Origin of the sequence: Pseudomonas sp. THAF187a (assembly GCF_009363395.1) — a bacterium.
Classification (GTDB): Bacteria; Pseudomonadota; Gammaproteobacteria; order Pseudomonadales; family Pseudomonadaceae; genus Aquipseudomonas; species Aquipseudomonas khazarica.
In genome coordinates this window covers 1,547,001-1,570,253 of sequence record NZ_CP045349.1, presented here as the reverse complement: position 1 = coordinate 1,570,253, position 23,253 = coordinate 1,547,001, and the positions used below count along the sequence as shown (strand labels likewise).

Below are 23,253 nucleotides of genomic sequence, written 5' to 3'. Positions count from 1 at the left end.
ACAGCGCTCTGGTTGATTCGTGGCGCAAGGGTATCTCATGTGCTCCTCGCATACAGCCCCATTGGCAGCCGGCATGCTCGGCGGTAGCTGTGAAGGCGGGGCGAAATCGCTGGCATACGTGAATAAGGTAGCACGCAGACCGGCTGCAACCGGCCAAGAGCGGTCACCCTGCGCCCACATAGCTAGACCGCTTCAGTCAGCTCATTGTGCAGGCTTGAACTGACCTCCCCTGAGCTATGTAATAGCCTTGAGCAAACGTATGGAGTGTTCATCAAGCTTCCGTACGAGCTCTGAAACGCTGAGGCCTTTATCTAGAACAACTCGGCGTCGGTCAGTACTCTGATGCTTGGCAAAGCGTGTATCGAATACCTTCAGACACTCTCGGAGTTCCTCGGCCTCCTCCTCAGAATTTGCGTGGCCCTTGTCCAAAATCAGTGCAACGTCGCATCTTGATTTAGAGCTATCGGAGTAGCTGACACTGAAGTAAACCGGCCACCAGTTCTCCCCTTCGTATTTCTCCCAGCCCGGCGGACATATATCCAGCCAAGCACGGGAGTGGGCGATATTCTCACGCTTCAAACGAGGCACTTTCGCTGCAATTGTCTCCTTGATTGAAGCCATGCCTTGGGTTTCACGTAGAAGAGAAATAGCAGCTTTGTTCTGCAGCATAAACAGCTTTTGGGTATCGCTGCGGCTCTCAATCCAATTCTTCTCAAGGCGACCAGTAGAGGACTCAAGCAGCTGCTTGATAGCTGCTCCATGCGATTCATGAAGCTCTGCAGCAAGCGTTATGGCTCGCTGGCTTGCCGGACTCTCCCAGTCCGTCTGCCGATTGCAGTAACTGACAACAAGCCGAGCCGCAGCATTACCGCGCTCAACATGGAGCAGCGCCCTGTCAGCAGATGCCTTCAACCAGTCGTAGCCAAGGTGTAGCCAATAGCTGTTTGAAGGGCGATCAGACCAGTCATCACCCGCAAACTGCCGGTCCAAGGCAATGAATACACTGCTGTAATCTCGGAGGTGTGCGTTACTGGTGATAGCCTCCATCCAACTATCACGGTAACCGTCTAGTTGGTCACTGCGATGGGTAGCGCCTGCCTTATTCTCAATCAGCAGAACGAACTTGTTGGCTGGGTCAATCACAAACAGATCCACTCGCTCCGATGCTTTCATACCCAGTTCACGGGCGGTAAATACCGTGCCAAAACTTGAGGTGCGAATCCGGGAAGGCGTCCACTCAGCAAAGAAACGTGCTGTAGTTCCTCTGCGATCGAGTCCGCAACCTTGCGAAGCTGCTTGAGCAGCGCCTAGGAGCAAGTCACTGAGAATTTGATCGCCTTGACCGTGCCCTTCGCGAGGGTCAAACATCCAGGCGAGAAGGTCTGAGTGCTGGTTTTCGCTCAGAGAAATAACATCAAGGATGTCGTCCCCCGTTTTAAGGACTTCGCACAATTCCGACAGCTTTTTATCTCCCAGGAGAAACTCTATGGCCTCGTGTACGGCTCCTGCTTCCATGCGTGCATGCTCGCTAGATGGTTATTCCGACAAATGTTACATGAAATTTGCAGACTGGCAGCTTTTGGCCGATAGCAGCCCCCCTCTCCAGACCAAGCGCTTTGCTACTCAGTCAACGAGCCCTGCCCCCTGCGCGCCCCTCAGGGCGCCAGGCGTTCGCGAATCCAGGCCTCGCCCTGCAGGCGGTAGTTGAGTCGGTCATGCAGGCGGCTCGGGCGGCCCTGCCAGAATTCGATGCGCTCGGGCAGCAGGCGATAGCCACCCCAGTGTGGCGGGCAGTGCGGGGCCTGGTTGAGAAAGCGCCGTTCGGTTTCCGCGAGCAGCCCTTCCAGCTCGGCGCGATCACGGATCACCCGGCTCTGCGGCGACGCCCAGGCGCCGATACGGCTGCCCAGCGGACGCACCTGATAGTAACCATCGGACTCGGCGGGAGTGACGCGCTCTACCCGACCTTCGATGCGCACCTGGCGTTCCAGGCTGGGCCAGAAGAACGTCATGGCGGCGAACGGGCGCGCCGCGAGCTGGCGCCCCTTGGCACTTTCGTAGTTGCTGAAGAAGGTGAAGCCGCGCTCGTCGAGGCCCTTGAGCAGCAATACACGGCAGTGCGGCCGGCCCTGCTCGTCCACGGTGGCCAGGGTCATGGCGTTGGGTTCGACCGGCAGTTGCTCGGTCTTCACGGCATCGTCGAACCACTGACGAAACAGGGTGAAGGGTTCCAGCGGGGCCTGGGCTTCGCTCAGGCCGTCGCGGGTGTAGTCACGGCGCATATCGGCCAGTGTCTGGGTCATGGCAGTTCCTCGGGGCGCCTGCCGCAACCCTCGGCGCTGTTGCCAGCAGGTTGCGGATACACCCTCAACAGGTGGGAAATGCCGCCAAGCTTACTCTGACTTGCCCAGTTTTCCTTGATCTGCGGCAGCTACCTTGGGCCCATCCTTCAGGTCGGCCTTGGCCGGCTGGCTGTACTTGGCGATCAGCCCCTGCATGGTGTCGCGCGAGGTCAGGAGGATTTCCACACGACGGTTGAGCGCACGCCCGGCTGCGCTGTCGTTGGCGGCACGCGGCATGTCCGAACCCAGGCCCATGACCTGCAGGCGGTTCTGCTTGAGGCCGCTGAGGCGGAAGATGGAGGTCACGGCACGCGCGCGCTGCTGGCTGAGGTCGCGGTTCAGCGAGGCATCGCCGCTGCTGTCGGCGTGGCCGAGTATCACCACGGCGATGTCGTTGTCGGCCTCGAGCAGCTTGGCGACCCGGGTGATCGGGCCCAGGCTGGCCGGCAACAGCATCTGCGGACGGTCCGGGTTGAACGAGCCCTTCACCGGCGCGGTGACGACCAGCAGGTTGTCGCGCCGCTCGAACTCGAATGCGCTGTCCTTGACGGCATCACGCACGCGCGGCTCGTACTCGTCGAGCCAGGCACGGGTCACCTGCGGTGGCGGCATCACGGCCGCCTTGGCGACCTCTTTCTTCTCCGAGCCCGCGCAGCCGGCAATCAGCAGGCAGCAGGTAAAGGCAAAAATCTTGTTGGCGCGCATGAAGCCCCCGAGGTCGCACAAGTTTCTAATGGTCGGTTTGTTATGGGTGGTACTGAACGAATGGCGCAAGTCTAGCCGCTCGATCAGATACAGTCCGCAACCCGTTGCGCAAGTTTCTGCGCTCGAGGGTCCATCAAGACGAACGGTCCTAGATTATTGATGACGAAGCCGAATGCGAGGTCGCGCTGCGGATCGGCAAAGCCGCTGGAACCGCCGGCACCGGGGTGGCCGAAGGCGCCGGCGCCCATGCCGTAGGTCGCATTGGCTACCTCGGGCTGGTCGAGCATGCAACCGAGGCCGAAACGGGTGTGGGTCAGCAGGGTCTTGTCCTCACCCAGGCTGTGCTCGCGGGTCATTTCGCCGAGCAGCTCACTGTCCAGCAGGCTGCCGTCGAGCAAGCCGGCATAGAAGCCGGCCAGGCTGCGGGCATTGCCGTGGCCATTGGCCGCCGGCTGCTGCATGCGCCGCCACTCCGGCTTGTTGGTGCTGGTCATGATCGATGGCGGATTGGTGAACGAGCGCGTGCTCATGGCGCTGGCATCGCTCATCATCACCTTGAGCAGGCGCTGCGCGGCGGCATCGCCCAGGTTGCCCTTGCCGCGGGCGATGTGCGCGACGCGATCGAACTCGCTGTCGGCCAGGCCGACATGAAAATCCAGGCCCAGCGGCCTGGCGATGCGGGCGGCGATGCTCTCACCCGGGCCACGCCCTTCCACCCGACGGATCAGCTCGCCGATCAGCCAGCCATAGGTGATGGGCGCATAGCCGTGCCCCTCGCCCAACGACCACCAGGGCTGTTCGGCGGCCAGCGCGGCGGTCATGGTCTGCCAGTCATAGAGGGCTTCGGCCGGCAGCGGCTGGCGCAGCGCCGGCAAACCGGCCTGGTGGCAGAGCATATGGCGCACGCTGATGCGCTCCTTCCCGGCGGCGGCGAACTCCGGCCAGTAGCGCGCCACCGGCGCATCCAGGTCGAGCTTGCCCTCGCCCACCAGTTGCAGCGCGACGACCGCCGCGAAGGGTTTGGTGCAGGAGAACAGGTTGGCGATGGTGTCGCTGTGCCAGGCCTGCTGGCCGTCCTTGTCCATCACCCCGGCCCACAGGTCCAGCACGGTTTCGCCGCCAATCTGCACGCAGAGCGCCGCGCCGCGCTCCTGGGAGTCCTCGAACAGGCTGGCGAAGGCATCCCTCACCGCCTCGAAACGCAAGTCGAAATAGCCCTGAACCTGCACATCTGTCTCCTTGAACGAAATTGCCTGCATTGTTCCAGCCCCCGCCGCCGTTGGGAACCGCTGGCCGTCGATGTTACGCGGGGCACGCAGGCGACTCGGCGCGGGCTCGCACTCTTCCGGACCCGCGCGCTACAGCCGACAGTCAGGCGCTCACTGGATTTCCCGACGAAAGGGGGGCAAGGCATTGAGAATCGCCTTGCCGTAGCGCTGGGTCACCACGCGTCGGTCCAGCAGGGTGATGGTGCCGCGATCGGCCTCGGTCCGCAGCAGGCGGCCGCAGGCCTGTACCAGGCGCAGCGACGCATCCGGCACGGCGATTTCCATGAACGGGTTGCCCCCCCGCGCCTCGATCCACTCGGCCAGCGCGGCTTCGACCGGGTCATCGGGCACGGCGAAGGGAATCTTGGCGATCACCACATGCTCGCAGTAGGCACCGGGCAGATCGACGCCCTCGGCGAAGCTGGCCAGGCCGAACAGCACGCTCTCCTCGCCGGAGTCGACACGCGCCTTGTGCTTGTTCAGCGTCTCCTGCTTGGACAGGTTGCCCTGGATGAACACCCGCTTGCGCCAGTCGCGATCCAGGCCGTCGAACACGTCCTGCATCTGCTTGCGCGAGGAGAACAGCACCAGGGTGCCGCGACTGCCCGCGACCAGCGCCGGCAACTCGCGCACGATGGCTGCGGTGTGCACGGCCGCCTCGCGCGGGTCGGCCTTGAGATCGGGCACGCGCAACACGCCGGCATCGGCGTGGTGGAAGGGGCTCGGCACGATGGCGGTGACCGCCACCTTGGGCAGCCCGGCACGCATGCGGTAGCGGTCGAAGGTGCCCAGCGCGGTGAGCGTGGCCGAGGTGACCAGGGCACCGTGGGCGACGTTCCACAGGTTGCGGCGCAGGGTCTCCGCCGCGAGGATCGGGCTGGCGTTGACTTCGATGTCGAACAGCGCGCCACTGTCGGCCAGGGTCAGCCAGCGCGCCATCGGCGGGCTCTCTTCCGGGTCTTCGGCGGTGAAGGCCAGCCACAGCTCCCAGTTGCCCTTGGCGCGCGCCATCAGGCTGCCGAACAGCGGGTACCATTCCTCGGCCTGGTGACTGGCGATGCCGACCGCGCCCTCGCCGTCCATCGCTTCCTTGAGCAACTCGGTAACGCCGGTGAACAGGTCGTTGAGCTTGGAGAAACCTTTCTTCAGCTCCAGCCCCAGCTCGGTCAGGTGCTCCGGCACCACCCCACCGACGAAGCGGTGGCGCGGGCGCTCGCGCCCTTCCATGTCCTCACCGGCCTTGAAGTCGGCAACCTCTTCGCAGGCGCTGAACATGAACTGCTGCTGGGTTTTCAGCTCGCGCGCCAGCTCCGGCACCTGCTCGATCAGCCGGCCCAGGTCACCCGGCAGCGGGTTCTGCGCCAGCAGCTTGGTCAGGTTCTTGTCGATCTGCGTGAGCCAGTCGGCGGTCGAACGCAGGCGGGTGAAGTGAGCGAAGTGGCCGATGGCCTTGTCCGGCAGGTGATGACCTTCGTCGAACACGTAGATGGTTTCGCGCGGGTCGGGCAGCACCGCACCGCCACCGAGCGCGAGGTCAGCCAGCACCATGTCGTGGTTGGTGACGATCACGTCGACCTTGCCCATGCCTTCGCGGGCTTTGTAGAAGGCGCACTGCTGGAAGTTCGGGCAATGCCGGTTGGTGCACTGGCTGTGATCGGTGGTCAGCTGCGCCCAGCGGCTGTCGTCCAGCTCTTCGGGCCAGCTGTCGCGGTCGCCGTCCCAGCGGTTGCCGGCGAGTTTCTCGATCATCGCGGTGAACAGCTTCTGCCCCTGCTCGTCGACGTCGATGCGGAAGCCTTCCTCTTCGAACAGCTGCGCCGTGGCGCTCTGCGCGGCGCCGTCCTGCAGCAGGTGATCGAGCTTGGACAGGCACAGGTAGCGACCACGCCCCTTGGCCAGGGCGAAACTGAAGTTCAGCCCGCTGTTGCGCAGCAGGTCGGGCAGATCCTTGTGCACGATCTGCTCCTGCAGCGCCACGGTGGCGGTGGCGATGACCAGACGCTTGCCCGCCGCCTTGGCCGTGGGAATCGTCGCCAGGCTGTAGGCCACCGTCTTGCCGGTGCCCGTACCCGCCTCCACCGCGACCACGGCGGGATCGCCCAGGCGCTTGCCCTCGTCGTCGCTCCTGATGGTGCCGAGCACCTTGGCGATTTCGGCGATCATCAGGCGCTGACCGTAGCGAGGCTTGAGTGACTTGGCCTCGAGGAAGCGCGAGTAGGCGCCCTGAATCTGGGACTTGAGTTCGGTACTGAGCATGGATTCTGAAACGAAAAAGGCTGGATAAATTTTCAGTATTCGCGGAGCGGCCGCTATCATAACGCGGCAATCGATCTGGCGCAGACTCCCGTGCACATCGGGCAGCTCGAGCCGTCAACCGAACCCTCTGGAGACCCTGCATGACCCCCTACGCCCCACTCTACGCGCTACACCTGCTGGCCGCCGTCATCTGGGTGGGCGGGATGTTCTTCGCCTGGATGATCCTGCGCCCGGCAGCGGTCGACGCACTGGAGCCGCCTGCCCGCCTGCGCCTGTGGCTGAACGTGTTCAAGCGCTTCTTCGTCTGGGTCTGGCTGGCGGTACTGCTGCTGCCGCTGAGCGGCGTGGGCATGCTGCACCTGAGCTACGGCGGTTTCGACGCGGCGCCGCGCTACGTGCACATCATGATGGGGCTGTACCTGGTGATGCTCGCCCTCTTCCTGCGTATCCAGGCCCTGCTGCTGCCGGAGCTGCGGCGCGCGGTGGAGGCCGAGAACTGGCCCGCCGGCGCTGAGGTACTGGGGAAGATCCGCAAGATCGTCGGCAGCAACCTGCTGGTCGGCCTGGCGCTGATGACGCTGGTGGCGATGCGCCCGAGCTTCTGATCGAACCGGCTGCCTGCAGGGCGCAGGCAGCCCGCGCCCCTCAGAAACGAAAGACCTGCACGGCGCCACTGCGCCCTGCAGCGCCGGCGCGCCCCGGCTGGCCGGGGTTGCCGTCGGCGGCGCCATCGACGCCATAGAGCAGGCAGTCCCTGGCCGCGCCACCGTGGCCAGGCCGCCCTGCAGCGCCAGCCACGCCACCCTCGCCGCCGTCGAGCAACACCTGCAGGCGCTCGACCTCGACATGGTGCGGCACTTCCAGCACCACGTTGCCACCCGCCGCGCCGGCATGCCCGTCGGTGCCGTCCTGGCCATCGTAGCCGGCACTGGCCTGGCCCCAGGTACAACCACCCGGCTTGCCATGGGCACCATCGAGCCCGGCGTAACCCGGCGCACCGCGACCGCCACGCACGTCCAGGGTCAGGGACTCGAACGTCAGCTTGTGCAGTTTCAGCTTGATTTCCCGCCCAGGCGTGGCGGCCTTGCTGTAGGTGCCTGCGGCGCCCTTGGCACTGATCCAGGCGCCGGCGCCGACATCGGCATCCTGCACCTCCAGGCGCAGCGGCTGATCGCTCGGCGCCACGCCGATGCGTGCCTCGCGCCCCATCAGCAGGGTGCCGACACGCAGCTCGGTGACCTTCGCCGGAATCATCAGCGTCGCGTGATCGGCGACCTCCAGGCGGTCCAGCCGCAGGGCGGCGCTGGCCACAGGCAGGCGCATCAACGCATTGGCAGGCACCTTGACCTGGCTGTCAGCCAGCGCGACGCCAGTGCACAGGCACAGCAACAGGGCGAGCTTACGCATGCGCAGCCTCCTCGACCGAGACCGTCTCGACGGGAGCGGGCTGCTTCGTCGCTTTCATCGGATACAGGTGGAAGATGCCGAACAGCAGCACCTGCAGCCGGTCACCCCAGGGGTTGGCCCGCCCGACCAGCAGGCTCGCGAACAGCCACAGCTGCAGCGCATGCACGAGCAGCATGGCAGCGGCCAGCACAAGAAGCAGTTGCTCGAACGGTGCACCGAAGCGCTTGGCCAGCGCCGCGCCACACACCACCCAGAACACCAAGACCAGCGCCTTGCCCACGGTCAACAATGACTTCATCCCGCCCCCATGCTCGCGACTTTCTGATAGCGCAGCACGTTAACCGGTCGCAGCGCCGACCACCAGCGGCAAGGGTCTTTTTCCGGGACTTTGTCAGGCGTTGGCCCAGACGGACGTGCCCCCGGGGCGAATGCACCGGGGGCACCAGGTCGTATCGATCAGCGGGAAACGTACAGCTCGACTCGACGATTTTCCGCACGTCCGGCATCGCTGCCGTTGTCCGCCACCGGCTGGCTCTCGCCACGCCCTTCGGTGCTGAGCTTGTCGGCTGGCACCCCCTGGGCGACGAGGAAGTCGGCGACACTGCGCGCACGACGTTCGGACAAGCCCTGGTTGTACGCATCGCTGCCGACGCTGTCGGTGTGCCCGACAACCTTGACCGCGACCAGGTTGGCGCCTGTCAGTCGCGTCGCGACATCCGCCAGCAAGCGTTTCGCCTCGCCCGTCAGCTCGGCGGAGTCGAAGGCGAACAGCACGTTGCCCAGATCGCTGAGCACGATGACTTCGTCCTGAGCCTGCGGCTCCATGGGTGGTTCCTCGGCGACACTGGCCGGGTACTGCGGCAGCGGGCAACCGTTGTGGTGGACCGGCGTTCCAGCGGGTGTGCCCGGGCATCGATCACGCCGATCGAACACGCCGTCGTCGTCTTCGTCGCCGTCCTGCGCATAACAGATGATGGTACCCAGTACCGCACCGGCCACGGCGCCGCCTGCTGCCCAGGTAGAACTCTCGATTGCACCAAGGCCGCCACCGGCCAGGGCTCCAATCGCACTGCACAGGGGCCAGTTCCCTTGATTGAGCGGCGCGTCTCCCGTACTGGAAGTCGTGGCACAACCAGAGAGAACACTGCTGACCAAGAGAAAAGGTATGACCTTCAGAAGGTGGGTTCTCATGGTGGTGTCTCCTGTGTACCGGCGTTATGCCGGTATACAGGAGTAAAGACGGCAGGCGGGGATCACACAAGAACGAGCCCGGTCGGTTACACACCGACCGGGCTCGTTCGCATCTGCCGTCTACGGGGCGAAGCGCCTTACGGCTGGGCTTCGACCTCGGCTTCCACGCGACGGTTGATGGCGCGGCCATCAGCAGAAGCGTTGTCGGCGACCGGGCGGCTTTCGCCATAACCCACGGCTTGTACGCGGCTGGACTCGACACCGTACTGGTTGACCAGCACGTCACGAACGGCACCGGCGCGGCGCTCGGACAGACCCTGGTTGTAGGCATCGCTGCCCACGGAGTCGGTGTGACCTTCAACCACGGTGCTGGTCTGCGGGTACTGTTTCATGAAGTCGGCCAGCGCCTTGATGTCGCCGTAGCTTTCCTGCTTGACCTGCGCCTTGTCGAAGTCGAACTTGACGTCCAGCTCGACGCGTACGGCTTCGGCCGGCTCAGGCGCCATCTCTTCGACGACGACTTCCTCGACGACTTCGACCTGCTGCGCCTCGGCACCGTGGACCCAGCAATAGGCCGCGCCCATGCCGGCGCCAACCAGCGCACCGCCACCCGCCCAGCTCGAGCTCTCGATTGCCCCTAACGCGGCACCACCCACACCACCGACGGCTGCGCAGGTGGGCCAGTCGGTTTTCTGCAGACCGGCACAACCGGTCAGCAGGGTACTAGCCAGAATCAGGGGTACAGCGTTCCTTGTGATACTCATACTTTAGGTCTCCAATGTTCATCGGCCCATAACCGACTCAATAGTAGTAAAGACACGAGTTGTACAATCCGCCAGCTATAGCGCATAGCACGGATAATTTTCTCTCACTCTAGGCCTGATATCGACACCACGTTAGTCTTTGCAGACTTTTCGAGGAAGTTCGATGACTGCCAGCCTTAGCTCCCGTACTCCACAGCAGGCGATTGCCGCACTGCTAGCCCGTTATACACCCGAGAAGCTGTTGCTGCTCGGTGCCAGCGAGCTACCCGCTGTCGATGCCTTCAAAGAGGCGCATCCGCAGTGTCAGGTCACCACCGCAGCGGCTGCGCCCCTGGCGCCGGAACTGGCCGCACAGCGTTTCGACCTGGCCCTGCTGGTCGACTGCCTGGAGCACTTGCCCAAGCGCGAGGGACTGCAACTGCTCGGTGGCATCCGCAACCTGAACGCCAGCCGGGTCGCCGCGCTGGTCGATCTGCAGGCGGGCGACTGGCGGGAAACCGACTTCTTCGCCCTGGCCATGCAAGCCAGCGAACAGTTCCAGCGCGAGGGACAGACCCTGCATCTGTTCACCTATGATCTGCTCGATTACAAGCAAGTTCCCGACTGGTTGAACGCAAAGTTCTGGGCCAATCCACAAAATTTCGGCAAATACTGGTGGTGACGATGGACCCACTCGATCCCAACTGCCCATGCGGCAGCGGCAACCCGCTGAGCCAGTGCTGTGGCCACTATCACGGCGGTACCCCCGCGCCCTGCGCCGAGCTGCTGATGCGCTCGCGCTACAGCGCGTACGTCCTGGGCCTGGTGGACTACCTGGTGGCGACCACCCTGCCCGCCCAGCAACAGGCACTCGACCGCGACGCCATGGCAGCCTGGAGCGCACAAAGCACCTGGCTCGGCCTCGAGGTGGAGAAGCGCGAAGTGTTCGGTGGCAAGCCCGAGCACGCCCAGGTGACCTTCGTCGCCCGCTGGCACGATGACAACGGCGAGCACAGTCATCGCGAATGCTCGGCCTTCGTCCAGGTCGACGGCCGCTGGTATTTCATCGACCCGACCGTGCCCCTGAAGGCCGGGCGCAACGACCCCTGCCCCTGCCAGGGCGGCCAGAAATTCAAGAAGTGCTGCGCCCCTTTCCTGAGCGCCTGACTGGCGTTCTCCGCGCTTTCTGCTTGAGTTGAAGCGTCCGCAAGGACACTCAACAAGGAGAGAGCCATGCACAAGAAAAGTGGTTTGACGGTCATTCTGGCGAGCCTGCTCATAGGTTGCGCCACTCAGCCCGGCGGGCTGCAGGGGGAATCCGTGGACCTGGGCGACAGCCAGCGCGTCAGCCGGCTGTTCGCCTACCCGAACAACTGCAACGTGATCTGCTATCGCGACTGGACGCTGGAGCAGACCGTCGAGCACTACCTGCGCCAGAGCCTCGATCGGGACGGTTATCCGCAGGCCAGCGTGAGCGTGGTCCGCCACGGCGAGCGCATCCTGGCCGATTTCAAGGGCGCTCCCGACGGCTATGGCAAGCCGCTGCAGCAACTGCTCGATGCCGGGGACCTGGCCTACAAGGGCGCCAGCCAGCTGAACAGCGACGGCAAGTGGCAGTACAACTGGTACTTCTTCCTGCCCCTGGGCATGGCACTGGAGAACCGCAAGAGCGTCGAGCTGCTGCACTTCCCGCCAGACTATTCGCTGACCCAGGCGCAGGACTATCTGCGCTCCAACACCACCGATCGCTGGGCGTCGCTGCTCAGCTACAACGGCGTGCCGGTGCAGCAGACGCCGGCCTACCAGACCATCGTCGACATCGCGCCCATCGCGGCGCCGGCCAGCGCGGGGAGCACGCTGGAAGGCGTGTACAGCTACTTCAACACCTACCAGCAGCGCATGGTCGGCGAGCTCACCGCCGGCAAGGGTGACGGTACCCTGCCCATGGTTGCCTTCGGCAGCCCGGTGCGGAACTGGATCAAGCAGCAGTACGGCGTGACCCTGCCGGTGCTGGGGCTTGGCCAGATCACCTCGGCGCCCGGGCAGCAGACGTCGGTTCTCGGCGCCAACCACCCGAGCTACATCTGGTACGCGGCAGACCCGGACAACAACCAGGGCAGCGAAGCCAAGGCCAACGCCACCGGCATCAAGGTCATGGGGCAGGACCTCAGTGCCGCCTGCTGGCAGGCCGGCATGGGGCAGAACCCGGGCAATGACCCGCAGCAGACGCTGACCAGTTGCACCCAGAAATGGCAGGTGACGGACAAGCAGCAGACCTGCGAACTGTTCTTCATCACCGTGCGCAACCTCAAGCCCGAGGACGCCAAGGCCCAGTGCAAGGCTGGCTGAAACGACAGGGCCCGCACATGCGGGCCCACTTCTCTTATTCCTGCAGCTTGAGGTGTGACGTATCCGGCGGTGGCGCCGCCGCGTCGGCCTTGGCCTGCCCCATGTCACTGCCCACCGGCGCCAAACTGAACTGCGACAGGTCCACGCGCGGCGCCTCGGCATCCGGCTTGGCGTCCTGCAGATCCGCCCCGACCGGGGCGATGCCGAAGTCCGGGGCATCCACCTCGCTGAACGCCGCCATGTATTCGTCACGCGGCGCCACCTGCAGTCGCCCCGCCGTGGCCCCGCCAGACGCCGCGGCCGCGGCCGCAGCAGGTGCCGCAGGTGCCGCAGGTGCCGGTTCGGCGGGCGGTGGTGGAGCCAGTTCGACTTCCTCGATCGGCATATCCATGTCGATCACTTCGACACGGGCCCCCGCCCGCTCCAGGGTCGATCGGTACTTCTCCGCCGCCGCAGCGTCGAGGTTGTTCTTGATCACGATGCGACGCCCGGAAAACAGCTGGGCGATCCGCTGGGTATCGGCCTGGAACAACTTGGCCATGTTGGCCTTGACCAGCTCCAGTTGCGCCCCCGGCACCAACTGCCCGGAGAAGGCGATCTCGTAGCGACTCATGGTCACACTCCTGTCCTATTCACGACTCAGTATGGCGCAGGTTGTTTTGCGCTGACACTGCCGGCTTCTCATCCGTGCATCACGCTTTACAAATGTTCAACGGGCAACGGCGGTATCTCCTTGAAAATAATGACTCACCCCAGTTGCAGCCAAGCGCTTGCTTGTTACACTGAGCCGCAATGGGGGTATGAAATGTTTTCTCAGGCGCAAATGATAAGAATTATCAGCCTACTGATGTTTTTTGGCCTTGCTTCAGGCCTCGCAGGATGCTCCACCTGGATGACGGGTGGATTCAAGGACCCGGATGTCCGACTCATCAAGGTGGACGTAATCAAGGCCAGGCTGCTCGAACAAGAGTTCCTCCTGCGCTTTCGCATCGACAATCCCAACAGCGTCAGCCTGCCGGTACGCGGTCTGGAATACGCGGTCACCCTCAACGACATTCCCCTGGCCGACGGTTCCGCCAGTGAATGGTTCACCGTGCCCGCCAATGGTCATCACAGCTTCGACGTGCCGGTGCGCACCAACCTGTGGCGCCATGTTCGCCAGGTGGTGAAGATGCTGGAAAAACCCGACCAGCCGATCCGCTACAGCCTCAAGGGTGAAGTGAAGACCGGCATGCTCTTCAGCCGCAGCGTGCACATGTCGCGCAATGGCGAGATAATTCCCGGCGATTTCATCCCGGAGTAACCCTCATGAGCAACCAACCCCACGTCCACGGCCCTGACTGCAACCATGACCATGATCACCACGACCATGGCCATGTCCACGGCCCGCATTGCAACCACGGCCATCAGGAGCCGGTGCGCAACGCCCTGAAGGACGTCGGCCGCAACGATCCCTGCCCCTGCGGCAGCCAGAAGAAGTTCAAGAAGTGCCACGGCGCCTGAGCCGGGCATGCACGCCGTGACCCTGCCCCTGCTGCTCGCCGGCCTGTTGCTGATCGCCGCCCTGGCCGCCTATGCCTGGCACCTCTGGCGCCGCGTCTGGGCCCGGCAACAGGCCCAGGAGGAGGCTCGCCAGGAACGCCAGGAGCGCCTCGGTGGTGACCTGAACATCCTCGCCAGCAGCCTGCTCGACGAGCAGCTGCCGCTGATCGAGGGCGCCATCCGCATCAAGGTGCTGCTCGACAACTACGACAGCGACCTCAGCAACGACAGCCGCTGCCAGGTGTTCCACCTGCTCTTCGAGGCGACCACCGACGTACCGACCCATGCGGCCTGGAAGGCGCTGGACAAGGAGCAGCGGCGGCGCTTCGAGAAGCGTTTCAACGAGCTGGAGCTGCAGCACAAGGCCGCCGCCCGCACGGCCGCGCGCTGGCTGCTCGATGACGGGCTCAAGCGCGCTCAGCCGAACGCCTGAGCCCTCTTGCCAGGTCGCAACGGCCTCTTTACCTTGGCGACTTCGTGGCCGGTCGACACCCGACCGGCCTCATCCCCTGTCCAAGGATATCCGCCATGCGCACGCTGGCCCGCCTGACCCTTGCCGCATCCCTGACCACGCTCGGTGGCTGCCAGTCACTGCTCAACAGCCGCTATGCCGACAGCGTGCCGCCGACCCGCGGCATCGAGCGCATCCAGGGCGTGGCGGAAAGCGCATCGGTGCGGCGCAATGCCCTCGGCATGCCGCTGATCGAATCGGGCACCTTTCACGACGCGCTGTTCACCCTGGGCTACGTGCACGCCGGCGACCGCCTCAGCCAGATGGTCGGCATGCGCCTGCTGGCTCAGGGCCGCCTGGCGGAAATGGCCGGCCCGGGCGTGCTGGAGATGGACCGTTTCATGCGCGCGGTCAACCTCAGGAAGAGCGCGGAGCTGCTCTACGCCGACGCCTCGCCGCGCCTGAAACGCTTCTTCGAGGTCTATGCACGCGGCGTCAATGCCTACCTGTTCCGCTACCGCGACCGCCTGCCGATGGACCTGGCGGAATCCGGCTATCGCCCCGAGTACTGGAAACCCGAGGACTCGGTGCTGCTGTTCTGCCTGCTGAACTTCGGCCTGTCGGTGAACCTGCAGGAGGAAATCGCCGCGCTGACGATGGCCCAGCAGGTCGGCGTCGACAAGCTGCCCTGGCTGCTGCCGATCTATCCGGATGAGCCGCTGCCCTTCGCCGAAGCGGAGAAACTCGCCGGCCTCGATCTCAAGGGCCAGCTGCCCGGTCTGCAGGCGGTCGCCCGCAGCGCCGCGCAGATCGCCGAGCAGCACATGCTGGGTGTCGCGGCCTCGAACAACTGGGCCATCGCCCCCGAGCGCAGCCGTGGCGGCAAGAGCCTGCTGGCCAACGACACGCACCTGCCGCTGAGCATGCCGTCGCTGTGGAATTTCGTGCAGATCCGCTCGCCCAAGTACCAGGCCGCCGGTGTTTCGCTGGCCGGCGTGCCGGCCGTGGTGGCCGGGTACAACGGCAAGCTGGCCTGGGGCATGACCATGGTCATGGGCGACAACCAGGACATCTACCTCGAACGCATCAAGCGCGAGGGCAGTCGCCTGATGTACCAGGCCGACGGCCAGTGGCTGCCGGTGATGGAGCGCCAGGAGACCTTCTTCATCAAGGGCCAGCGTCCCATCCGCGAAACCCTGTACGAGACTCGCAACGGCCCGCTGCTCAACTCGGTACTGGGCGAGCGCAAGCACATGCTCCAGCCTCTGCCCTTGCAGACTGGCTACGGCCTGGCCCTGAAGACCACCCAGTTCGAGCGCGACAAGAGCCTCGACGCCTTCTTCGACCTGTCCCGTGCGCAGTCGGTGGATGCCGCCTTCGAAGCCACCCGGGAAATCCGCGCGATGCCGCTGAACATCGTCTTCGCCGATGCCCAGCACATCGGCTGGCAGGTCACCGGTCGCTACCCGAACCGGCGCGAAGGCCGTGGCCTGCTGCCCTCCCCCGGCTGGGACCAGCGTTACGCCTGGGACGGCTACGCCGATCCGATGCTGCATCCCTACGACCAGGACCCGCCGCAAGGCTGGCTGGGCACCGCCAACCAGCGCAGCGTCGAGCCCGGCTATGGCATGCAGTTGTCCAGTTCCTGGTTCTACCCGGAACGCGCCGAGCGCATCGCCGAACTGGCGGGCAACGGCCGTCACGATGGCCGCAGCATGATCGCCATGCAGTACGACCAGAGCTCCCCGTTCGTCGCCAAACTGCAGGCGATGTTCAACGACCCGTCCATGCACGAGCCGCTGCGCCAGGCGATCGCCGCGCTGCCCAGCGGCCAGCGCGAGCGCGCCGATGAAGCGCTGCGGCGCCTGCTGGCCTTCGACGGCAAGCTCACCGCCAGCTCGGCCGATGCGGCCGTCTACGGTGCATTCATGCAGGAGAGCGCCCGGCAGACCTTCCTCGACGAACTGGGCCCGGAAGACAATCCGGCCTGGCAGGCCCTGGTGGAAACCGCCAACCTGTCCTATTCGGCGCAGGCCGACCACCTGCTCGGCCGTCCTGACAGCCCGTTCTGGGATGACATCCGCACCCCGCAGAAGGAAGACAAGCCGGCCATCCTGGCGCGCAGCCTGGCCGCCAGCATCACGCTGCTGGAAAACCGCCTGGGCAGCGAACGCCGCAACTGGCAGTGGGGCAAGCTGCACACCTACGAATGGGTCACCGACACCACACGCCTGGCGCCCTACATGAGCGCCAGCCAGCGCGCCAGCATCAACGCCCTCAAAGGCTACCTGGATCGCGGCCCCTACCCGGCCGGTGGTGACCACGGCACCCTGAACGTCGCGGCCTACCCCTGGGGTCAGGACTTCACTACCTTCCTGATCCCGGCCATGCGCATCGTCGTCGACTTTTCCGCCGATGAGCCGCTGATCGGCGTCAACAGTTCGGGGCAGTCCGGCAACCCGGCCAGCCCGCACTACGCCGATGGCATCGAGGCCTGGCTCAAGGGCGGCTACATGAGCTTCCCGTTCAAGGCGCAGAACCTGGACAAGGTCTATGGCAGCCAGCGTCTGCTGCTGATGCCGGGCAAGTGATGACCGTTCGTCGGCTGACGCTGAACCTTTTCCTCAGCGCCAGACTCTGAGTAATCGACTTACTCCATAGATCATCGATTTAAGGCGCCCTTGGCGCCTTTTCTTTTGCCTGCAGAAAAAAAGATGGCATTTCTGCATCAGTGGATTGAACTTCTCGCTCGAAGCAGGCTCTGAACCTGTGCATCGATTGAAATGCTCCCCTGGCGCCCATGGCGCCTATTTTTTTGCCCGCAATCAGGCAAGCCCTCTACGCCAGCAGGCTGCGGTCGAAGATGAAGGCCTCTCCCGCCTGCGGACGATGTTCCAGCAGATGCTGTGGCCGCCCCATCTTCGGGTAGTTCTTCTCACCGGTATCGGCGATCCAGCCCTGCGCCTTCATCCGCTCCAGACGCCCACGCAGGGTGGTGTGCTGCACCGGCTCGCCCAGGCAGGCCTGAAACGCCGCCAGTGCCTCGGTCACGGTGAAGCGTGATACCAGCAGGTACAGCGGCAACGAGCTGTATACCGATTTGCCCTGCAGGCGTTCGGCGGCCAGGCGCACCAGTTGCGCATGATCGAAGGGCAACGCCTGCTGCCCGCTGAGAACCGCCTGCAGGTCGACGAAACGCAGGTCGTCGTCTTCCGGCTCGACGTCCGCCGCCAGCAGTGCCAGGTAGCAGGTGCTCAGCGACCAGCCACGCGGGTCGCGCACGCCATTGCCGACCGTCGCCACCTGCTCCAGGTAGTGCGGCCGCAGCCGCGCCTTGTCCGCCAGCGCCCGCTCGGCGGCGGCATCCAGGCTGGCATCGACGCAGCGACCATTGACCAGCACACCAGGCAATGCCCACTGCCCCGCATAAGGCTCACGCTGACGGCGAATCAACAACACCTGCAGCGCCCCCGCCTCACTCAGGCGCAAGGCCACGATATCGACCCCGGCAAGAACCTCCACTGCACTCATCCTGTCACCTGCTCCTCCGTGTACTTATTTCATCTTGACCAATAAGGCGGTTTTTTTCACGTGGAAAATCAGATAAACGCTTGACTACATATTTCATCAGATGGAATATGTAGTCACTTACACGCAGAAAGGAGGCACACCATGAAGATCGCCAGCTTCGACGTCGATGCCCAGAAAGGCTTCACCCCGCTGTGCCCCAACGAGCTGCCGGTGCCCGAGGGCGATGCCATCGTGCCGGCGCTCAATCAGCTGGCCGCACGGGCGCAGCTGCGCATCGGCAGCAAGGATGCGCACAGCCCGCAGGCCGCCTGGGTCGTCGACAGCCACGCGGAGATGCTGCGCCCCCTGCCCCTGGCCAATGCCGACCTGACCTGGGTCAGCCACTGCGTACCTGGCACCCCCGGCTTCGAACTGCTCGACGGCCTGCCCGCGCCGCTGGACTATGACTACTTCGTGTGGAAAGGCGTGGAACCCGACCTGCACCCCTACGGCGCCTGCTACCACGACCTGGCCGAGAAGCGCAGCACGGGCGTGATCGAGTTTCTCCGGCACAATGGCGTCGAGCGTGTACTGGTCGGCGGCCTGGCGCTGGATTACTGCGTCAAGACCACCGCGCTGCAACTGCGCCGTGCAGGCTTCGAGGTGATCGTCTACCTGCCCGCCTGCCGCGCCATCGCCGAAGAAACGGCCGTGCCGGCCTGCCGCGCGATGAACGACGCCGGCATTACCCTCGCCGCCAGCCAGGAAGAGCTGGATGCGATCCTGACTCTGGAGACCCAAGGATGAGCGACAGCATTTTCGCCGACCGTATCGTGCAGAACCTGCTCGACACCGACCTGTACAAGCTGACGATGATGCAGGCGGTGTTGCACAACTACCCCAATGCCGAGGTGGAATGGGAGTTCCGCTGCCGCAACAGTGAAGACCTGACCCCCTACCTGGCCGAGATTCGCTACCAGTTCGAGCGCCTCAGCGAGTTGAGCCTGACGGTCGACCAGCTGGCCTTCCTCGAGCGCATCCCGTTCATCAAGCCGGACTTCATCCGCTTCCTCAGCTTGTTCCGCTTCAACCTGCGCTACGTGCACACCAGCATCGAAGACGGCCAGCTGAGCATCCGCCTGCGCGGCCCCTGGCTGCACGTGATCCTCTTCGAAGTGCCGTTGCTGGCCATCATCAGCGAAGTGCGCAACCGCTATCGCTACCGCGAAGTGGTGCTGGAGCAGGCCGCCGAGCGCCTCTACGAGAAAATCGACTGGTTGCGCAGCGAGGCCAGCGACGACGAGCTGGCCGGCTTCCAGCTCGCCGACTTCGGCACCCGCCGGCGCTTCTCCTACCGTGCGCAGGAGCAGGCCGTGCGCATCCTCAAGCGCGACTTCCCCGGGCGCTTCGTCGGCACCAGCAACCTGCACCTGGCCCGCGAGTTCGAACTCAAGCCCATCGGCACCATGGCCCACGAATGGCTGATGGCCCACCAGCAGCTCGGCCCGCGCCTGATCGACAGCCAGAGCGCCGCACTGGACTGCTGGGTCCGCGAGTACCGGGGCCAGCTGGGCATCGCCCTGACCGACTGCATCACCATGGACGCCTTCCTGGCCGACTTCGATCTGTACTTCGCCAAGCTGTTCGACGGCCTGCGCCACGACTCGGGCGACCCGCTGGTCTGGGCGGAAAAGGCCATCGCCCACTACGAGAAGCTAGGCATCGATCCGCTGAGCAAGACCCTGGTGTTCTCCGACGGGCTCGACCTGGAGAAGTCGCTGCGCCTCTACCGTGCACTTTCCGGACGAATCCACGTAAGCTTCGGGGTCGGCACCAACCTGACCTGCGACATCCCCGGCGTCGAGCCGATGAACATCGTGATCAAGATGATCGCCTGCAACGGCCAACCCGTGGCGAAGATTTCCGACACGCCCGGCAAGACCCAATGCCGCGACGAGAATTTCGTCAGCTACCTGAAACACGTCTTTCGCGTGACCCAGTGAGGACCCAGACATGAGCAACCGCCAAGCCGAAATCGCCGCCGCCCTCGACGTGGTGCCGCCGTTCGCCGACGACGCCGCGCTGAACGCGGAAATCGAGCGACGCAAGACCTTCATCAAGCACGTGCTCAAGCAATCCGGCCTCAAGGTGCTGGTGCTGGGTATCAGCGGTGGCGTCGACTCCCTCACCGCCGGGCGCCTGGCGCAGCTTGCGGTCGAGGAACTGCGCACGGAAACCGGTGACAGCGCCTACCGCTTCATCGCCGTGCGCCTGCCGCACAACGCTCAGCACGATGAGCAGGATGCCCAGGACTCGCTGAAATTCATCCGCGCCGACGAGGACGACACCGTGAACATCGCCGGCGCGGTCAACGGCCTCGGCGAGCAGGTCACCCACCTGCAGAAGCTGAACGACGCCCGCCGCGACTTCGTCGTCGGCAACGTCAAGGCGCGCATCCGCATGGTCGCCCAGTTCGCCATCGCCAACGCCAACAACGGCCTGGTGATCGGCACTGACCACGCAGCCGAGGCAGTGATGGGCTTCTTCACCAAGTTCGGCGATGGCGCCTGCGACCTCGCCCCGCTGTCCGGCCTGGTGAAAAACCAGGTACGCGCCATCGCCAGGCACCTGGGGGCGCCGCAACACCTGGTGATGAAGACCCCGACCGCCGACCTGGAAGAACTGCGCCCGGGCAAGCCGGACGAGGAAGCGCATGGCGTGACCTATGCCGAGATCGACGCCTTCCTGCATGGCGAGGCCGTCAGTGACGAGGCCTATGCCACCATCGTGCGCACCTACGACAACACCCGCCACAAGCGTGAGCTGCCTCTGGTACCCTGAGCAACGGGCATGAAAAAGCCGGGCAAGCGCCCGGCTTTTTCATGCCTGCGAAAACATCAGGCCTTGGGCAGTGTCACGCCGGTCTGGCCCTGGTACTTGCCGCCACGGTCACGGTAGGAGACCTCGCAGGCCTCATCGGACTGCAGGAAAAGCATCTGCGCCACGCCTTCGTTGGCGTAGATCTTCGCCGGCAGGTTGGTGGTGTTGGAGAACTCCAGGGTCACGTGGCCTTCCCATTCCGGTTCCAGCGGCGTGACGTTGACGATGATGCCGCAGCGCGCGTAGGTGCTCTTGCCCAGGCAGATGGTCAGCACGTCACGCGGAATGCGGAAGTACTCGACGGTGCGGGCCAGGGCGAAGGAGTTCGGCGGGATGATGCAGACGTCGCTCTTGATGTCGACGAAGCTCTTCTCGTCGAAGTTCTTCGGGTCTACCACGGCGGAGTGAATGTTGGTGAACACCTTGAATTCATCCGCGCAGCGCACGTCGTAGCCGTAGCTGGAGACACCGTAGGAGATCACCCGGCTGGCGTCGGCGCCACGCACCTGGCGCTCGACGAAGGGCTCGATCATGCCGTGTTCCTGGGCCATGCGGCGAATCCACTTGTCCGATTTGATGCTCATGGCGAAGGGTCCTGAGTGGGCGATTACGAAAAAGTGAGCGCATCTTACCGATGCGCGCGCCACGCATCAAAGATTGCCCGCCGAGCGCTTGGTCATTATTTGCAAAAAAAGCTGCATCGACCATTCGCACTTGGCGATAAAAACACGTATGGTGTGCCCACTGTGCTGCATGTGTCACCGCGAATCGCTACTAGATGCCTAGATTTCGATCCAAACATCGTCCGACTCCTAGTACTCGTTGCACTCAGTCCCGGCCTGGGCTTTTCCAGGGCTGCTATTACTTTTGTTAGGAGACATCAACATGTCCAATCGTCAGACTGGCACCGTCAAGTGGTTCAACGATGAGAAAGGCTACGGCTTCATCACTCCGCAATCCGGTGACGACCTGTTCGTTCACTTCAAAGCCATCCAGGCCGACGGCTTCAAGACCCTGAAGGAAGGCCAGCAGGTTTCCTTCGTGGCTACCCGTGGCCAGAAAGGCATGCAAGCTGAAGAAGTTCAGATCGTTGGTTGATCTGCGCTTTTGAGCTGCTGAAAAAGCCCCGCCTAGTGCGGGGCTTTTTTGTGCCTGTTTGCACGCCCTGTGGGAGCGGATCGATGCGCGAAATTCGTGGCTGAAGCCGCTCCTACAAAAGCGGCAGCCCAGGGTGGCTGAGGCGCGCAGCGAAGCCCATCAATCCGTGGAAGCAGGCCAGCACCGCAAGCGTCGGCGCTACCCTCTCCCGCTTGCGGGAGAGGGGCTGGGGGAGAGGGGGATGCTGGCGGCGCCGCACTGCGGAAGCACCTACAGTGTTGCCCCCAGCGCCCCGAAGGGATACGAGAGCCAAAACCGCCGCGCCGAGCGCCCTCTCCCGCCCTTCGGGCACCCTCTCCCATGAATGGGAGAGGGTCAGCAGATGGCTACTGCGCAGCCGCTCTCAATCATCACTGATTTCGATGCTCGGCATGCTCGGCTTGCCGGCCTGGGCGATGCGCGCGCCCACCTTGCGTGCCAGCTCCTGATAGATCATGGCGATCTGGCTTTCCGGATCGGCCACCGTGGTCGGCTTGCCGTCGTCGGCCTGCATGCGGATGGCCATCGACAGTGGCAGCGATGCCAACAACTCGACGCCGTACTGCGCAGCCAGCTTCTCGCCGCCGCCTTCGCCGAACAGATGCTCGGCATGGCCGCAGTTGGAGCAGATGTGCACGGCCATGTTCTCCACCACGCCGAGCACCGGGATGTGCACCTTGCGGAACATCTCCACGCCCTTGCGCGCATCCAGCAGGGCCAGGTCCTGCGGCGTGGTGACGATCACGCTGCCGGCCACCGGCACCTTCTGCGCCAGAGTCAGCTGGATGTCGCCGGTGCCCGGCGGCATGTCCACCACCAGGTAGTCGAGCTCATTCCAGGCGGTCTGGGTGATCAGCTGCAGCAGCGCACCGCTGACCATCGGCCCGCGCCAGACCATCGGCGTGTTGTCGTCGGTGAGAAAGGCCATGGACATCACCTGCACGCCATGGGCTTCGAGCGGCACGAACCACTTCTGCTCCTTGACCAGCGGCCGGGTACCCTCGGCGATACCGAACATGATGCCCTGGCTCGGGCCATAGATGTCCGCATCGAGAATACCGACCCGCGCGCCTTCGCGGGCCAGCGCCAGCGCCAGGTTAGCGGCGGTGGTGGACTTGCCCACGCCACCCTTGCCCGAGGCCACCGCGATCACGTTCTTCACCCCTTGCAGGGCCGGCACCTGGGCCTGCCCCTGGTGCGAGTCGATCACGCAATCGACCTGCACGCGCGCACTGTCGACGGCGTCGAGGTTCTCCAGCGCCATCTGCAGCATCTGCGCCCAGCCGTTCTTGAACAGGCCGGCGGCGTAACCGAGCTCCAGGCGCACGGAGACCCGCCCGCCCTGGATGTCGACCTCACGCAGACAGCCGGCGCTGACCGGGTCCTGATCGAGGTGGGGGTCGGTGAACTGACGCAGACAGGCTTCGACCGCTTCGCGGGTGACGGCACTCATGCAAGAACTCCAGAAGGCA

24 protein-coding genes and 1 pseudogene are annotated in these 23,253 nt (G+C 64.4%); 12 read left to right on the top strand and 13 right to left on the bottom strand.

Annotation, left to right across the window (positions count from 1 at the left end; translation table 11 throughout):
* Positions 1-234 precede the first annotated feature (234 nt).
* From FIV02_RS07290 to dinG, 5 genes are all read right to left on the bottom strand, one after another.
* Positions 235-1,515: a PD-(D/E)XK nuclease family protein gene (locus FIV02_RS07290; RefSeq protein WP_152488232.1), complete on the bottom strand. Its 1,281-nt coding sequence runs from the start codon at positions 1,513-1,515 to the stop codon at positions 235-237.
* A gap of 140 nt (positions 1,516-1,655) precedes the next feature.
* Positions 1,656-2,303 (bottom strand): pyridoxamine 5'-phosphate oxidase, encoded by a 648-nt coding sequence (gene pdxH / locus FIV02_RS07285; RefSeq protein ID WP_047591956.1) that lies wholly within the window; start codon positions 2,301-2,303, stop codon positions 1,656-1,658.
* A 90-nt stretch (positions 2,304-2,393) separates the two neighbouring features.
* The gene (locus FIV02_RS07280; RefSeq protein ID WP_150608704.1) at positions 2,394-3,047 is read right to left on the bottom strand and encodes an OmpA family protein; all 654 of its coding nucleotides are present in this window, start codon (positions 3,045-3,047) and stop codon (positions 2,394-2,396) included.
* A gap of 83 nt (positions 3,048-3,130) precedes the next feature.
* On the bottom strand, positions 3,131-4,276 hold the full coding sequence (locus tag FIV02_RS07275) for a serine hydrolase domain-containing protein (protein ID WP_152488231.1): 1,146 nt from the start codon (positions 4,274-4,276) through the stop codon (positions 3,131-3,133).
* Between the two features lie 150 nt (positions 4,277-4,426).
* On the bottom strand, positions 4,427-6,571 hold the full coding sequence (dinG, locus tag FIV02_RS07270; RefSeq protein WP_152488230.1) for an ATP-dependent DNA helicase DinG: 2,145 nt from the start codon (positions 6,569-6,571) through the stop codon (positions 4,427-4,429).
* 140 nt (positions 6,572-6,711) lie between these two features.
* Between dinG and FIV02_RS07265 the strand changes: the two genes are divergently transcribed.
* Positions 6,712-7,176, top strand: coding sequence for a CopD family protein (locus FIV02_RS07265; RefSeq protein WP_150608700.1), 465 nt, complete (start codon positions 6,712-6,714; stop codon positions 7,174-7,176).
* Between the two features lie 40 nt (positions 7,177-7,216).
* Here the strand turns inward: FIV02_RS07265 and FIV02_RS07260 are convergent, their stop codons facing one another.
* The 4 genes and pseudogenes from FIV02_RS07260 to FIV02_RS24950 form a co-directional block, all read right to left on the bottom strand.
* Positions 7,217-7,978, bottom strand: a complete 762-nt coding sequence (locus FIV02_RS07260; protein WP_047586064.1) for a hypothetical protein — start codon at positions 7,976-7,978, stop codon at positions 7,217-7,219.
* A complete protein-coding gene (locus tag FIV02_RS07255) occupies positions 7,971-8,276 on the bottom strand; it encodes a DUF1145 domain-containing protein (RefSeq protein WP_152488229.1) in 306 nt (101 codons plus the stop codon). The genes FIV02_RS07260 and FIV02_RS07255 overlap by 8 nt, the downstream gene beginning before the upstream one ends.
* Positions 8,277-8,434: 158 nt before the next feature.
* Positions 8,435-9,169: an OmpA family protein gene (locus FIV02_RS07250; protein ID WP_051800543.1), complete on the bottom strand. Its 735-nt coding sequence runs from the start codon at positions 9,167-9,169 to the stop codon at positions 8,435-8,437.
* A gap of 137 nt (positions 9,170-9,306) precedes the next feature.
* Positions 9,307-9,669: pseudogene (locus FIV02_RS24950) on the bottom strand (OmpA family protein); the annotation flags it as partial.
* A 427-nt stretch (positions 9,670-10,096) separates the two neighbouring features.
* Here FIV02_RS24950 and FIV02_RS07240 point away from each other — a divergent pair.
* The 3 genes from FIV02_RS07240 (at position 10,097) to FIV02_RS07230 (ending at position 12,261) form a co-directional block, all read left to right on the top strand.
* Positions 10,097-10,594, top strand: coding sequence for a DUF6231 family protein (locus FIV02_RS07240; protein ID WP_152488228.1), 498 nt, complete (start codon positions 10,097-10,099; stop codon positions 10,592-10,594).
* A 2-nt stretch (positions 10,595-10,596) separates the two neighbouring features.
* Positions 10,597-11,079 (top strand): YchJ family protein, encoded by a 483-nt coding sequence (locus tag FIV02_RS07235; RefSeq protein ID WP_037049069.1) that lies wholly within the window; start codon positions 10,597-10,599, stop codon positions 11,077-11,079.
* Between the two features lie 66 nt (positions 11,080-11,145).
* On the top strand, positions 11,146-12,261 hold the full coding sequence (locus FIV02_RS07230) for a hypothetical protein (RefSeq protein WP_152488227.1): 1,116 nt from the start codon (positions 11,146-11,148) through the stop codon (positions 12,259-12,261).
* A gap of 34 nt (positions 12,262-12,295) precedes the next feature.
* Here the strand turns inward: FIV02_RS07230 and FIV02_RS07225 are convergent, their stop codons facing one another.
* Positions 12,296-12,874: a hypothetical protein gene (locus FIV02_RS07225; RefSeq protein WP_152488226.1), complete on the bottom strand. Its 579-nt coding sequence runs from the start codon at positions 12,872-12,874 to the stop codon at positions 12,296-12,298.
* A 192-nt stretch (positions 12,875-13,066) separates the two neighbouring features.
* On the opposite strand from FIV02_RS07225, the gene FIV02_RS07220 reads away from it, so the two are divergent.
* The 4 genes from FIV02_RS07220 (at position 13,067) to FIV02_RS07205 (ending at position 16,845) form a co-directional block, all read left to right on the top strand.
* On the top strand, positions 13,067-13,564 hold the full coding sequence (locus tag FIV02_RS07220) for an LEA type 2 family protein (protein WP_080756995.1): 498 nt from the start codon (positions 13,067-13,069) through the stop codon (positions 13,562-13,564).
* Positions 13,565-13,569: 5 nt separating this feature from the next.
* A complete protein-coding gene (locus FIV02_RS07215) occupies positions 13,570-13,764 on the top strand; it encodes an SEC-C metal-binding domain-containing protein (protein WP_037049080.1) in 195 nt (64 codons plus the stop codon).
* 7 nt (positions 13,765-13,771) lie between these two features.
* Positions 13,772-14,236 (top strand): DUF2489 domain-containing protein, encoded by a 465-nt coding sequence (locus tag FIV02_RS07210; RefSeq protein WP_152488225.1) that lies wholly within the window; start codon positions 13,772-13,774, stop codon positions 14,234-14,236.
* A gap of 95 nt (positions 14,237-14,331) precedes the next feature.
* Complete coding sequence (locus FIV02_RS07205; protein ID WP_152488224.1) at positions 14,332-16,845, top strand: penicillin acylase family protein; 2,514 nt, start codon at positions 14,332-14,334, stop codon at positions 16,843-16,845.
* A gap of 247 nt (positions 16,846-17,092) precedes the next feature.
* Here FIV02_RS07205 and FIV02_RS07200 read toward each other — a convergent pair whose 3' ends face one another.
* Positions 17,093-17,785, bottom strand: coding sequence for an NUDIX hydrolase (locus FIV02_RS07200; protein WP_037049091.1), 693 nt, complete (start codon positions 17,783-17,785; stop codon positions 17,093-17,095).
* A 141-nt stretch (positions 17,786-17,926) separates the two neighbouring features.
* On the opposite strand from FIV02_RS07200, the gene FIV02_RS07195 reads away from it, so the two are divergent.
* From FIV02_RS07195 to nadE, 3 genes are read left to right on the top strand one after another with little or no spacing between them, the layout of a single operon-like run.
* Entirely contained in the window at positions 17,927-18,571 is a 645-nt protein-coding gene (locus FIV02_RS07195) for a nicotinamidase (protein WP_047586569.1), read from the top strand.
* Positions 18,568-19,767: a nicotinate phosphoribosyltransferase gene (pncB, locus tag FIV02_RS07190; protein WP_037049097.1), complete on the top strand. Its 1,200-nt coding sequence runs from the start codon at positions 18,568-18,570 to the stop codon at positions 19,765-19,767. The genes FIV02_RS07195 and pncB overlap by 4 nt, the downstream gene beginning before the upstream one ends.
* A 10-nt stretch (positions 19,768-19,777) precedes the next feature.
* The gene (gene nadE, locus FIV02_RS07185; RefSeq protein WP_152488223.1) at positions 19,778-20,605 is read left to right on the top strand and encodes an ammonia-dependent NAD(+) synthetase; all 828 of its coding nucleotides are present in this window, start codon (positions 19,778-19,780) and stop codon (positions 20,603-20,605) included.
* A 56-nt stretch (positions 20,606-20,661) separates the two neighbouring features.
* Here nadE and dcd read toward each other — a convergent pair whose 3' ends face one another.
* Positions 20,662-21,228: a dCTP deaminase gene (dcd, locus tag FIV02_RS07180; RefSeq protein ID WP_013714599.1), complete on the bottom strand. Its 567-nt coding sequence runs from the start codon at positions 21,226-21,228 to the stop codon at positions 20,662-20,664.
* A gap of 301 nt (positions 21,229-21,529) precedes the next feature.
* Here dcd and FIV02_RS07175 point away from each other — a divergent pair, with 301 nt between their 5' ends.
* Positions 21,530-21,742, top strand: coding sequence for a cold-shock protein (locus FIV02_RS07175; protein ID WP_037049100.1), 213 nt, complete (start codon positions 21,530-21,532; stop codon positions 21,740-21,742).
* A 403-nt stretch (positions 21,743-22,145) separates the two neighbouring features.
* Here the strand turns inward: FIV02_RS07175 and apbC are convergent, their stop codons facing one another.
* Positions 22,146-23,234 (bottom strand): iron-sulfur cluster carrier protein ApbC, encoded by a 1,089-nt coding sequence (gene apbC / locus FIV02_RS07170; RefSeq protein ID WP_134676333.1) that lies wholly within the window; start codon positions 23,232-23,234, stop codon positions 22,146-22,148.
* Positions 23,235-23,253: the final 19 nt, after the last annotated feature.

Excerpts from the sequence above, each read along its gene's own strand:
- FIV02_RS07290 (WP_152488232.1), bottom strand. The coding sequence starts at position 1,515 with ATGGAAGCAGGAGCCGTACACGAGGCCATAGAGTTTCTCCTGGGAGAT.
- FIV02_RS07240 (WP_152488228.1), top strand. The coding sequence starts at position 10,097 with ATGACTGCCAGCCTTAGCTCCCGTACTCCACAGCAGGCGATTGCCGCA.
- apbC (WP_134676333.1), bottom strand. The coding sequence starts at position 23,234 with ATGAGTGCCGTCACCCGCGAAGCGGTCGAAGCCTGTCTGCGTCAGTTC.
- pdxH (WP_047591956.1), bottom strand. The coding sequence starts at position 2,303 with ATGACCCAGACACTGGCCGATATGCGCCGTGACTACACCCGCGACGGC.
- FIV02_RS07200 (WP_037049091.1), bottom strand. The coding sequence starts at position 17,785 with ATGAGTGCAGTGGAGGTTCTTGCCGGGGTCGATATCGTGGCCTTGCGC.
- FIV02_RS07255 (WP_152488229.1), bottom strand. The coding sequence starts at position 8,276 with ATGAAGTCATTGTTGACCGTGGGCAAGGCGCTGGTCTTGGTGTTCTGG.
- dcd (WP_013714599.1), bottom strand. The coding sequence starts at position 21,228 with ATGAGCATCAAATCGGACAAGTGGATTCGCCGCATGGCCCAGGAACAC.
- FIV02_RS07260 (WP_047586064.1), bottom strand. The coding sequence starts at position 7,978 with ATGCGTAAGCTCGCCCTGTTGCTGTGCCTGTGCACTGGCGTCGCGCTG.
- pncB (WP_037049097.1), top strand. The coding sequence starts at position 18,568 with ATGAGCGACAGCATTTTCGCCGACCGTATCGTGCAGAACCTGCTCGAC.
- FIV02_RS07195 (WP_047586569.1), top strand. The coding sequence starts at position 17,927 with ATGAAGATCGCCAGCTTCGACGTCGATGCCCAGAAAGGCTTCACCCCG.
- FIV02_RS07220 (WP_080756995.1), top strand. The coding sequence starts at position 13,067 with ATGTTTTCTCAGGCGCAAATGATAAGAATTATCAGCCTACTGATGTTT.
- FIV02_RS07225 (WP_152488226.1), bottom strand. The coding sequence starts at position 12,874 with ATGAGTCGCTACGAGATCGCCTTCTCCGGGCAGTTGGTGCCGGGGGCG.
- FIV02_RS07250 (WP_051800543.1), bottom strand. The coding sequence starts at position 9,169 with ATGAGAACCCACCTTCTGAAGGTCATACCTTTTCTCTTGGTCAGCAGT.
- nadE (WP_152488223.1), top strand. The coding sequence starts at position 19,778 with ATGAGCAACCGCCAAGCCGAAATCGCCGCCGCCCTCGACGTGGTGCCG.
- FIV02_RS07265 (WP_150608700.1), top strand. The coding sequence starts at position 6,712 with ATGACCCCCTACGCCCCACTCTACGCGCTACACCTGCTGGCCGCCGTC.
- FIV02_RS07205 (WP_152488224.1), top strand. The coding sequence starts at position 14,332 with ATGCGCACGCTGGCCCGCCTGACCCTTGCCGCATCCCTGACCACGCTC.
- FIV02_RS07215 (WP_037049080.1), top strand. The coding sequence starts at position 13,570 with ATGAGCAACCAACCCCACGTCCACGGCCCTGACTGCAACCATGACCAT.
- FIV02_RS07235 (WP_037049069.1), top strand. The coding sequence starts at position 10,597 with ATGGACCCACTCGATCCCAACTGCCCATGCGGCAGCGGCAACCCGCTG.
- FIV02_RS07230 (WP_152488227.1), top strand. The coding sequence starts at position 11,146 with ATGCACAAGAAAAGTGGTTTGACGGTCATTCTGGCGAGCCTGCTCATA.
- FIV02_RS07175 (WP_037049100.1), top strand. The coding sequence starts at position 21,530 with ATGTCCAATCGTCAGACTGGCACCGTCAAGTGGTTCAACGATGAGAAA.
- FIV02_RS07280 (WP_150608704.1), bottom strand. The coding sequence starts at position 3,047 with ATGCGCGCCAACAAGATTTTTGCCTTTACCTGCTGCCTGCTGATTGCC.
- FIV02_RS07210 (WP_152488225.1), top strand. The coding sequence starts at position 13,772 with ATGCACGCCGTGACCCTGCCCCTGCTGCTCGCCGGCCTGTTGCTGATC.
- dinG (WP_152488230.1), bottom strand. The coding sequence starts at position 6,571 with ATGCTCAGTACCGAACTCAAGTCCCAGATTCAGGGCGCCTACTCGCGC.